This is a genomic window from uncultured Lactobacillus sp. (genome assembly GCF_945290125.1).
Classification (GTDB): domain Bacteria; phylum Bacillota; class Bacilli; order Lactobacillales; family Lactobacillaceae; genus Lactobacillus; species Lactobacillus rizhaonensis.
In genome coordinates, this window is sequence record NZ_CALYQV010000023.1 from 19,699 (window position 1) to 31,385 (window position 11,687).

The following is an 11,687-nucleotide window of genomic DNA, read 5'->3' on the forward strand; positions in this document are numbered from 1 at the left end:
CCTTTACGCCGCTGCAATGACACCATACTAAAAGCAATTTGGCTTACACAGCACTTCACATTCTTTACTCTTTTTTAATTATTCTATTACTTATTGATGATAAAATTATCTTTGGAAGCAAGCGCTTTCCATAGCGCTTAATACAATTTTGTTATAATAAAGGAGATTTTTATGGTAAGTGGTGTTTTTAAAGGTGCTGCTCAAGGCTTTCACAGCTTATTAACCAGTAATGTTACATTAAAGGACGGTAAAATAATCAAAGTTGCTGTTGACGGTATCCAACCATATACGGTTGGTTCCTACGCAATACCAACAATGATTAATAGAATTGAAAAAGCCGGCAATACTGATGTTGATGTTGTTACATCCGCTTCAGTAAGTACCTCAGCAGTTATTAATGGCGTAAACAAGGCCTTAGAAGTTGCCCAAGGAAAATTAACTGCAGACGATGCCGTTAATCCAAAAGTAAAACCAAGTAAAAAACCTAACTATCCGGTTTATGCCAAAGTAAACAATAACAAGTATATCGAATCTCAAGTGCAATTTGACGATACTTATGACGTGATTGTTGTTGGTTCAGGTATCTCTGGATTATCAGCTGCTATTGAAGCAAAAAAGCATGGTAACAGCGTAGTTATTTTTGAAAAAACAGGTATGGTCGGTGGTACCAGTAATTATTCCGCTGGTGTCATTCAAGGATCTGGCGATAAATATCAAAAAGAATTTACAAGCTATCAAAATGACAATCCTGAACTACATGCTCAAGAGCTAATTCAAGCCGGTGAAGGCAGAGTAAATCCTCAAATGATAAAAGAATTAGCCGAAGATTCTGCTAATAACATCGAATGGCTGGCAAGCTTAGGAATAAAATGGACATCTGTTTATGGCCACAGAGTTATTCCTTATGAAAACAAGGATTACTTTGCGCAAAGAATTCACGTTTATGAACACGGTGGCGGTTTAGGTACAGGCTGCGTAATGATTGACGCAGTCAGAAAAGAAGCTGATCGTCTGGGAATAAAGATTTTCTTTGATACTCCTGTAATTAATTTAGTAACCACCAGCTATACTGACAAATCAGTTGTTGGCGTAGTAACTAATTGCAAAGGCAAAACTAGTTATTATCGCGCTAATAAAGGTGTAGTCCTTGCTACTGCTGGTATTGACTATAATGAAAAACTAGCTAAAGAATTTGCTCCGCAACAATATCGTGATATTAAAAATCATGCCTTGACTAATTCTAAATACGATACCGGTGACGGCATTTTAATGGGATTAGCACTTAACGCTGCAACTGAAGGCTTGGGCGGCTCTATGGATGTTGATTTCAAGAACAATGTAGGTGCAGCAGATAATTTGCCGACACCGCCAATGTTCTACGTAAATGGCAACGGTAAACGTTACGTCAACGAAGATACTACTTATGGTTATCTAACCCGTGCCACTTACCAACAAGAACTAATTTGGGATAAACCGACTTGGCAAATTTTCGACTCATCAACCTTCTCCGCTCCATTTTCACCTTGGAAATCTGATGCAGACACGGAGAAAGATATTAATTCCGGTCAAATGTTTAAAGCAGATTCAGTCGCAGAATTAGCTGCTAAAATCAATGTACCAGCTGAAAACTTAAAGCGGCAACTAGAGACCTGGAATGAAAACGCCGCAAATGGTGCAGATAAAGAGTTTGGCCGTAAAGAAGGCCTGCAAGAATTACATGCCCCATTCTATGCTTACGCTCATAAGGACAGCAATTTTGGAGCAATTGGCGGCTTGAAAGTAACTACTAATTATGAAGTAATTGATCATGATGACCAAAAAATTGCTCACTTGTATGCTATCGGCTGCAACTCCGGTGGCTGGAATGCAAATTATTACCCATCATCAGGTACTGCCTTAGCCGAAGGAATGCATTCAGGCCGCAGAGTCGGCAGAGTCCTGTCTGGTCTAGTGGAAGAAGTTGATGTTACACCTGCAGAAACTGATGTAACAACTGGTTCATCAGAATATTAAAAAAACTAATTTTTTAGACAAACATGAAAAGTGTTCTTACTAAATTTTATTTTAGTAAGGCGCTTTTTCTGTGCTCAAGTTAAAAACAACTTCTATGCTATAAAATTAAGCCAATTCGAAGCAAAAGAATTATAAGTTATTGATTATTAGTAGCAAGAGATTTTAAAGCAATAAGCGTCGTCATGTATTAGCGCTAATTACTTTTTATTTTATGTTAAGACAAAAGTGAATTTTTCTACTACTAGTTCCAGATTAAATTTCGTCATATTTGTTTAAAAATAATATCCTAAAATTATCCACAAGTGTAAATTCACATCATTTTACACAAATTTATCCACAATCTACAGCCTGTTCATAAAATTATGCACAACATGTGGAAAACATGATTAATATAGCTTGCATTATACTGCTAATTCAGTAAAAGATTTCCACAAACAATAATGTAAATAAGATAATTTGTAGCCAATTTTTTTAATTTAAAGTGAATTTCTTTTAAAAAACTATCCACAACTTGTTAATTCTGAATTCTTTTTGTGCACCTGTGGAAAACATTTTTATTAGATGGTAAAATAAGTTTTGCGTAACGTAAGCGGAGGGAAATATTTTGTTTGACATTAATAAATTTTGGCAGCATTTTAATACAGAAATGCGTGAACATTTTAATGAAGTTGCATATAATGCCTGGTTTAAAAATACCAGACCAATTTCATATAATAAAGAAACTCACGAATTAAAAATTGCCGTGCAAAATCCTGTAACTAAAGGATATTGGGAAAAGAATTTGGCTTCACAATTAATTCAGTCTGCATATGGCTACGCTAATATTGAGGTTATGCCCGTCTTTCAAATTGAGGGCGATCAAAGTACTGAGCGCATTGTAACACCTAAACCAAAAAGTGAGACAATGTCCGCGAATTCACGGCCGCAAATGGAAAATGCCTTTGTCCGTAACCTTAAGCTTAACGAAAAATATACTTTTGATAATTTTGTTCAAGGCGAGGGCAATAAACTGGCAGCCGGTGCAGCACTGGCAGTGGCTGATAGTCCAGGTAGTTTTTACAACCCCCTTTTTATTTTTGGCGGTGTAGGTTTAGGTAAAACACACTTGATGCAGGCTATCGGCCATCAAATGCTGGCAGAACGACCTAATGCCAAGGTGGTCTACATCCAAAGTGAAACTTTCGTTAATGATTTTATAAATTCAATCAAAAACAAAACGCAAGATCAATTTCGTGCTAAATATCGAACCTGCGACTTATTACTAGTTGATGATATTCAATTTTTTGCTAAAAAAGAAGGTATTCAAGAGGAATTCTTCCATACTTTTGAGACCCTTTATAATGACCAAAAACAAATAGTCATGACAAGTGACCGGCTGCCTACCGAAATTCCTGATTTGTCAGAAAGGCTGGTATCACGATTTACTTGGGGTCTGCAAGTAGAAATTACCCCACCAGACCTGGAAACAAGGATTGCAATCTTACGTAAAAAAGCCGAAGCCGAAAATTTAATAATTGATGATAATACACTCGATTATATTGCTTCTCAAGTTGACACTAATATCCGTGAACTTGAAGGAGCTTTGGTGAAAGTGCAGGCACACGCAACAATTGAACACGAGGATATCAATGTCAATCTGGCTCGTGAAGCATTGGCTGATCTCAAATTAGTCCAAAAAAATCAAGGTCTGCAAATTTCTAAAATTCAAGAAGTCGTTGCCAATTATTTCCAAACTTCAACTTACGAATTAAAAGGAAAAAAGCGGGTCAGACAGATTGTCGTTCCAAGACAAATTGCCATGTACTTATCCCGTGAATTAACTGATTCCAGCCTTCCTAAAATTGGACAGGAGTTTGGCGGTAAGGATCACACAACAGTGATGCATGCTTACGAAAAAATTAGTCGTGAAATTAAAACCAATTCCGACATCAAAACTGCTGTTTTTGATTTAAAACAAATGCTTGACCGTTAAAAAGTTATCAACTGTGGATAAATAACGGACTTGTACACATCTTTTTAACCGCAACAATTACGTTATTTTAAGGCTAATGTATCTTTTCAACAGAAATCACAGGACCTACTAATACTACTAATTAAATATATAATTAATATAAAGAAAACAGACAAAATAACAGGAGGCACCAAATGAAATTTACAGTTAACAGGAATCTTTTTTTAGATAATTTAAACAATGTAATGCACGCCATTTCATCCAGAGCAACAATACCAATTCTAAGTGGAATTAAGCTTAACTTAACGGAAACTGAATTACTTCTAACTGGAAGTGATACTGATATTTCAATTGAAATCAAAATACCAGTCAGTGAAGACTTGACCGTCGATTCAACTGGTTCAGTCGTATTACCGGCAAGATTTTTTAGCGAAATTATCAGACGTTTACCAGGAAAGGAATTTTCTTTGGAAGTTAAAGAAAGTTTCCGAACACAAATTATTTCTGAAAACAGTGAGTTCACTATTAATGGCTTAGATGCTAATAACTACCCAAGATTACCAGAAATTCCAGACGAGTCCTCTTTTGTTATTTCGGGAAAAACTTTTCGAGAAATTATCAATGAAACCCAATTTGCAGTTGCGACTCAAGAAAGTCGCTTAGTTCTGACTGGTGTTCATTTCACCTTTAGCCCTGACAAAATTCATGCAGTAGCAACGGATTCACACAGACTGTCCAGTCGTGCTTTGACTTTAGAAAATGGACCACAAACAAAAACAGACTTAATCATTCCAGGAAAGAGTTTACTGGAACTTGCACGTATTATCGGAGAAACGGATCCGGAGATTAAAGTTTGTCCGGGTGAAAATCAGGTACTCTTTGAAATTGGCAACATTCTGTTTTATTCACGCCTACTTGAAGGCAGCTATCCTGATACTGAACGTCTGATACCGACTGACAGCACGACAACTGTAGAATTTGACTTAATGGAACTTTCAAGTGCACTTGATCGGGCTAGTTTACTGACACATGCAGGACGTAACAATGTAGTAGATTTGACACTGGATACTGAAAAACAAAGTGCCAAATTGTCTGGTGAATCAGCAGAAATTGGGAATGTTGAAGAAGATGTTAGTTTTAAAAAACTTGAAGGTAAAAATTTAAAGATTTCCTTCAATCCTGATTATTTGCGCGATGCATTAAAAGCTTCGGTGACTGATTCCGTTATTATGGATTTTACGCAACCATTGCGGCCATTTACCGTCAATCCTGATAAAACCAACATTGATTTTGTCCAGTTAATTACACCGGTGAGAACTTTTTAAGCTATCATTCTTAAATAAAAAGAAAAAGTCATCAACTGATGGCTTTTTTTCTACCCAAATTTTTATAATCGAACAAAAAAGCCCGCTAGTTTATTTTTAGTGTCATTCACTATGAAATGTTTGTTTTAAAAAAATCCGTTTATATGGCTCTATATGGGCTTTTAGTTGTTTTTTACTTGTGAAACGAATATACTTATTATAGGTAGTTAATGGTGTGAAGGTGGTTATGATCAAAGAATTTAAAGTAACAAGCGAATATATTACTCTAGGTCAGTTTTTAAAAGAAGAGAGTATTGTTTCTTCAGGTGGTCAGGCTAAATGGTATCTACGAGAAAATCCAGTTTTACTAAATGGGATCAAAGAAAATCGGCGTGGTAAAAAATTGCGCCCTGGCGACAAGCTTGAAATTAATCACGAGACTTATGAACTGCGGTAGCCGTGAATGTATCTCAAGCATTTTATTGCACAAAATTACCGCAATTTACAGCAATTTGAAGTTGAATTTGATCCCAATGTCAACATTTTTATAGGTCAGAATGCTCAAGGCAAAACTAATTTACTTGAAGCAATTTATTTTTTGGCCTTAACTCGTTCTCATAGAACCAGTAATGATAAAGAACTAATCGCTTTTGGTAAGGATTATGCCAATGTTTCTGGTCATATTTATAAATGTCAAATTGATCTATCTTTACGGGTTTTAATTACCACTAAAGGTAAGAAAGTTTGGGTTAACCGGGTTGAACAGGCGAAATTATCCAAATATGTGGGACAATTAAACGCTATTTTATTTTCTCCGGAAGATTTAGACCTGATTAAAGGGGCACCCAACTTAAGGCGACGATTTATGGATCAGGAGTTTGGTCAAATTAGTGCCGAGTACCTTTATTTTGCAGGCAAGTATAAGCAGGTATTGCAGCAAAAGAATAATTATTTGAAACAACTGGCTAAGGGTGAGGCGCATGACACCATGTTTTTGGAGGTGTTGTCGGATCAACTAGCCGGTGTCGCGGCAGAAGTAATAGTCCGCCGCTTTCAATTTTTAAATTATTTAGACCAATATGCTCGAGATGCCTACGCTCACATCAGTACCAGTGCTGAAAAGTTGGAAGTGATTTATCAGCCATCGGTAAAAGAAATAACTGCAAAGGATAGCGTCGAAGAAGTTTATCATAAAGTATTAGACAATTTTCAAAAAAAGCAAAAGATTGAAATTCTCAAAGGCACGACCTTAAGCGGCCCTCATAGGGATGATATTGAGTTTGAGCTTGATGGTAAAAACGCACATTTGTATGGCTCTCAAGGACAGCAGAGGACAATCGCGCTTAGTATTAAACTGGCTGAGATTCAGCTTGTGCACCAGTTAACTGATGAATATCCGTTATTATTACTTGATGATGTCATGAGTGAGCTTGACCATAACCGCCAAAGTGCCTTACTCAATTACATTCACGGTAAAACACAAACATTTATTACGACGACAGATATTGAGGGTATTTCCTGGGAAATAATTAAGAAGCCGAAAATATACCGCATAAAATCTGGACAAATTTATTTAAAAGAGGGGAAATTGCATGGCAGATAGTAACAAAGAAAATCTTAAGCAAATTAAGCAATATGAAAAAGAAGCCGATAAATATAATGCCAGTCAGATTCAGGTCTTAGGCGGACTTGAAGCAGTTCGTAAGCGTCCAGGAATGTATATTGGTTCTACCAGTTCTCAGGGGTTGCACCACTTAGTGTGGGAAATAATTGATAATGGTATTGACGAAAGCTTAGCCGGTTTTGCTAGCAAGATTGAAGTTACAATTAATGAGGATGGCAGTGTAACTGTTCAAGACGATGGGCGTGGTATTCCGGTTGATATTGAAAAAAAGACGGGTAGGCCTGCTCTTGAAACTGTTTTTACTGTCTTACACGCTGGTGGTAAATTTGGTGGTGGCGGCTATAAAGTTTCAGGCGGTTTGCACGGAGTCGGTGCTTCTGTCGTGAATGCTTTATCAACCAAGCTAGATGTTACAACAATGCGCGATGGTAAAAAGTATTTTATCGACTTTAGTCGTGGTCGCGTAGTTGATGAAATGAAAGTCACGGGGACTGTGCCTTTATCTGAGCATGGTACTATCGTCCATTTTTTCCCAGATCCAGACATTTTTACTGAAACCACTTCGTTTGATGATAAGATTCTCAAAAACCGTATCCGTGAACTGGCATTTTTAAATAAAGGCTTAAAATTAACATTTACTGATAAACGCAAAGACAGCGCGGAAACAGATGTTTATCACTATGAAGGTGGTATTCAGGAATATGTTTCGTTTTTAAACCGCGATACAGAAGTATTATTTGATGAGCCGATCTATGTAGAAGGTAATGACAACGATATTAACGTTGAAGTATCTTTGCAATATACAAAAGGCTATAAAACAACACTGATGACCTTTGCTAACAATATCCATACCTATGAAGGTGGGATGCACGAGGCAGGGTTCAAGACAGCCTTAACACGGGTAGTTAATGATTATGCCCATAAGACTAAGCTGTTAAAAGATAGTGATGACAATCTTTCAGGAGAAGATATTCGGGAAGGGATGACAGCTGTCGTATCAGTAAAGCACCCTAACCCGCAATTTGAAGGTCAGACTAAGACTAAATTAGGAAATTCTGATGCGCGGACAGCTGTAGATCGTGCTTTTTCTGAAACCTTCAACCGTTTCTTAATGGAAAATCCGCAAGTTGGTCGCAAAATTGTCGAAAAGGCTCAGTTAGCTGAACGTGCGCGGACAGCTGCTAAACGCGCTCGTGAGGTAACTCGAAAGAAATCAGGACTCGAAATTGCTAACTTGCCAGGTAAATTAGCTGACAACACCAGTAATGACCCCAGCATTTCTGAATTATTCATAGTTGAGGGTAATTCTGCTGGCGGCTCTGCGAAGCAGGGACGCTCAAGGCTGACTCAAGCTATCTTGCCAATTCGTGGTAAAATTCTGAACGTTGAAAAAGCGTCAATGGATCGTATTTTGGCTAACCAAGAAATTCGTTCACTTTTTACGGCTTTGGGAACCGGCTTTGGTGCAGATTTTGATGTTTCTAAGGCTCGCTACCACAAATTAATCATTATGACAGATGCCGATGTCGATGGCGCCCACATTCGGACACTACTCTTAACCCTCTTTTACAATTACATGCGTCCGATGATTGAAAAAGGCTACGTTTATATTGCACGTCCACCTCTATACCAAGTACGCCAGGGAAAAGTGGTCAGATACTTAGATACTGACGAAGAACTGCATGATTATTTAGGTAGTCTGCAGCCAAGTCCTAAACCTTTGGTACAACGCTATAAGGGACTGGGCGAAATGGATCCAGAACAATTATGGGATACAACCATGAATCCTGAAAATAGGAGACTCGACCGTGTCAGTCCGGAATACGCTAAAAATGCCGATGAGGTCTTTGAATTACTGATGGGCAATGAAGTAGGTCCGCGGCGTAATTTTATTGAGACTAACGCTAAATACGTTGAAAATTTGGATGCATAGGAGGTTTAAATGGATAACGACAATCAAGGTCAAGATCATAGAATAAGAAACGTTGATCTGACGAGCGTAATGAATAGTTCATTCTTAGATTATGCCATGTCTGTTATCGTGGCGCGGGCTTTACCCGATGTGCGCGATGGCTTGAAGCCGGTTCAGCGCCGGATTCTTTATGGCATGAGTGAACTAGGTGTTACACCAGATAAACCATATAAAAAGTCAGCCAGAATCGTGGGAGAAGTTATGGGTAAGTTCCACCCTCACGGTGATTCCTCAATTTATTTGGCTATGGCACATATGGCACAAGATTTCAGTTACCGCTATATGTTAGTTGACGGCCACGGTAATTTTGGTTCAGTTGATGGCGATGAACCAGCCGCAATGCGTTATACTGAGGCACGGATGAGCAAAATTGCCGTTGAAATGTTGCGTGATATCAATAAAAATACTGTTGATTGGCAGCGTAATTACGATGATTCTGAAAATGAACCAGTTGTATTACCTGCCAGAATACCGAACTTATTAGTTAATGGTACAAGTGGTATTGCCGTTGGTATGACCACCAACATACCGCCTCATAACTTGTCAGAGGTGATTAAGGGGCTGCACATGTTGATGAACAACCCTGATGTCACTACTAAAGAATTGATGAAGGCAATTCCGGGCCCAGATTTTCCTACCGGTGGCACTATCATGGGTCGCGGTGGCATTTATCGGGCTTATGAAACTGGTCGCGGGAATATTGTTGTTCGTGCCAATACTAATATTGAAACCGAAAAAAGCGGTCGTGAAAGAATAGTCGTTACTGAGTTGCCATACTTGGTTAATAAAGCTGAGCTGGTTAAGAAAATCGCGGATTTAGCGCGTGCTAAGACAATTGACGGTATTACCGGTGTGCGTGATGAATCAGACCAGACAGGGATGAGAATCACAATTGATATCCGCCGTGATGCCAGTGCGAGTGTTGTGTTAAATAATTTATTTAAATTGACCCAAATGCAGGCCAACTTCGGTATGAACATGGTGGCAATCGTCGATGGCGCACCCCATTTTCTCAGTCTTAAGCAAATGCTCCAGTATTACTTGGAGCATCAAGAAGATGTTGTTACTCGCAGAACTAAGTTTGAGCTGGAAAAAGCTGAAGCCAGAGCTCATATTCTCGAAGGTCTGCAAATCGCCCTTGATCACATTGATGAAATTGTCCATATCATTCGTCAGAGTCAGTCAAGTGATATTGCTAAGGCTGCTTTAATCAGTCGTTTTGGTCTTGATGATAAGCAATCACAAGCGATCTTAGACATGCGACTGGTACGGTTAACGGGTCTTGAGCGTGACAAAGTTGAAGCCGAATATAAAGAGTTACAAGCCAAGATTGCTGATTATAAAGACATTTTGGCAAAGCCAGAGCGCATTAATGAAATAATCTATAATGAACTGCTGGATATTCAAAAGCGTTTTGGCGATGCCCGCCGGACTAAGATTGGCGCTAGCGAAGTTGTCTCAATTGAAGATGAAGATTTAATTGAAAAGCAAGACGTTTTACTGACTTTAACTCACAGCGGCTACATTAAGAGGATGCCTATTACCGAATTTAAGACCCAAAATCGTGGTGGCAAAGGTATTAAAGGCATGGGCGTTAAGGAAGGCGACTTTATTGAAAATCTGATTTATTCAAGTACTCATGATATGTTGCTGTTCTTTACGAATATGGGCAAGGTATATTCAAAGAAAGCCTATGAAATCCCAGAGTTTGGTCGTATAGCTAAAGGTTTGCCAATAGTCAACTTACTGCAGCTTGAAAAAGGTGAGAAGATTCAGACTATTGTTAATATTCCTGAAGATGCTGATGACCCGTATTTGTTCTTTATCACGAAGATGGGGACTGTGAAACGCACTCATGTCAGCGAATTTGGCAATATCCGCAATAGTGGTTTGATCGCATTAACCCTGCGTGATGGTGATGAGCTGAATAATGTCTTGGCTACAGACGGTAAGCAAGATATTTTGATCGGTACCCACTTAGGTTATGCAGTGCGTTTTAATGAGCAAACTGTTCGTTCAATGGGACGGACAGCTGCCGGTGTTCGGGGAATTAACTTACGTGAAAATGACTATGTAGTGGGTTCTGGTGTCGTTAAAAATGATGATGAAGTCTTAGTAATCTCTGAAAAGGGTTACGGTAAGAGAACGGCAGCTGCCGAATATCCGACAAAGGGTCGTGGCGGCAAAGGAATTAAAACCGCAAACATTACCCAGAAAAATGGACCACTTTCAGGAGTGACCGTGATCGATGGCAGTCAGGATATCATGGTTATCACAGATGATGGTATCATGATTCGCTTTAAGACAAAGGATGTTTCTCAAACCGGACGCAGCACTCTCGGCGTGCGCTTGATTAAGATTAATGACAACAATAAAGTTGCCAGTCTGGCAATTGTTCCGGCTGAAGAGGATCAAGAAGTAGCTGCTTCTGCAGAAAATGCAGAAGAGCAAGACTAATTAATAAACAAAAATATTGAAAAAATTATCAGATTATTTTACGTACATATTAAGTAAGAAATGAAAATTTCTTATTGGATCACGTAAAGATAGTTTGGTAATTTTTTGTTTATGTGCTAGAATTAGAGATTGCGAGTAATAAACTTCATTACTCCTTGTTCTTGATTTTTAGCAAGAACCATTTAGTCCAGAAGGAGGTGCACTAGTATGACAACTACTAAGTATGAAATAACTTATATTATCAAGCCTGATATTGATGAAGAATCAAAGAAAGCATTAGTTGAAAGCTATGATAAGGTTATTACCGATAACGGTGGTACGATGGTTGAGTCAAAAGACTGGGAAAAGCGTCATTTCGCATATGAA

Annotated in this window: 8 protein-coding genes; all 8 read left to right on the forward strand. The window is 38.4% G+C overall.

Translation table 11 applies throughout. From position 1 onward, the window contains the following. The first annotated feature begins 171 nt into the window (after positions 1-171). A complete protein-coding gene (locus Q0K80_RS05415; RefSeq protein WP_294604151.1) occupies positions 172-2,013 on the forward strand; it encodes an FAD-dependent oxidoreductase in 1,842 nt (613 codons plus the stop codon). Between the two features lie 604 nt (positions 2,014-2,617). Continuing rightward, positions 2,618-3,985: a chromosomal replication initiator protein DnaA gene (dnaA, locus tag Q0K80_RS05420; protein ID WP_294604152.1), complete on the forward strand. Its 1,368-nt coding sequence runs from the start codon at positions 2,618-2,620 to the stop codon at positions 3,983-3,985. Positions 3,986-4,158: 173 nt separating this feature from the next. Further along, the gene (dnaN, locus tag Q0K80_RS05425) at positions 4,159-5,289 is read left to right on the forward strand and encodes a DNA polymerase III subunit beta (protein ID WP_294604153.1); all 1,131 of its coding nucleotides are present in this window, start codon (positions 4,159-4,161) and stop codon (positions 5,287-5,289) included. A 226-nt stretch (positions 5,290-5,515) separates the two neighbouring features. After that, positions 5,516-5,725, forward strand: coding sequence for a S4 domain-containing protein YaaA (yaaA, locus tag Q0K80_RS05430; RefSeq protein ID WP_294604155.1), 210 nt, complete (start codon positions 5,516-5,518; stop codon positions 5,723-5,725). A 6-nt stretch (positions 5,726-5,731) separates the two neighbouring features. Beyond that, entirely contained in the window at positions 5,732-6,871 is a 1,140-nt protein-coding gene (gene recF, locus Q0K80_RS05435) for a DNA replication/repair protein RecF (protein ID WP_294604156.1), read from the forward strand. Continuing rightward, positions 6,861-8,825, forward strand: coding sequence for a DNA topoisomerase (ATP-hydrolyzing) subunit B (gene gyrB, locus Q0K80_RS05440; protein WP_046323977.1), 1,965 nt, complete (start codon positions 6,861-6,863; stop codon positions 8,823-8,825). The genes recF and gyrB overlap by 11 nt, the downstream gene beginning before the upstream one ends. Before the next feature lie 9 nt (positions 8,826-8,834). After that, the gene (gene gyrA, locus Q0K80_RS05445; protein ID WP_294604158.1) at positions 8,835-11,321 is read left to right on the forward strand and encodes a DNA gyrase subunit A; all 2,487 of its coding nucleotides are present in this window, start codon (positions 8,835-8,837) and stop codon (positions 11,319-11,321) included. Positions 11,322-11,528: 207 nt separating this feature from the next. After that, the coding region (gene rpsF, locus Q0K80_RS05450; protein WP_294604159.1) for a 30S ribosomal protein S6 at positions 11,529-11,687 on the forward strand (159 nt) is incomplete at its 3' end.

Bases quoted from the DNA above. Each gene is read 5' to 3' on its own strand.
- gyrA (WP_294604158.1), top strand. From the start codon at position 8,835: ATGGATAACGACAATCAAGGTCAAGATCATAGAATAAGAAACGTTGAT.
- yaaA (WP_294604155.1), top strand. From the start codon at position 5,516: ATGATCAAAGAATTTAAAGTAACAAGCGAATATATTACTCTAGGTCAG.
- gyrB (WP_046323977.1), top strand. From the start codon at position 6,861: ATGGCAGATAGTAACAAAGAAAATCTTAAGCAAATTAAGCAATATGAA.
- Q0K80_RS05415 (WP_294604151.1), top strand. From the start codon at position 172: ATGGTAAGTGGTGTTTTTAAAGGTGCTGCTCAAGGCTTTCACAGCTTA.
- dnaN (WP_294604153.1), top strand. From the start codon at position 4,159: ATGAAATTTACAGTTAACAGGAATCTTTTTTTAGATAATTTAAACAAT.
- recF (WP_294604156.1), top strand. From the start codon at position 5,732: ATGTATCTCAAGCATTTTATTGCACAAAATTACCGCAATTTACAGCAA.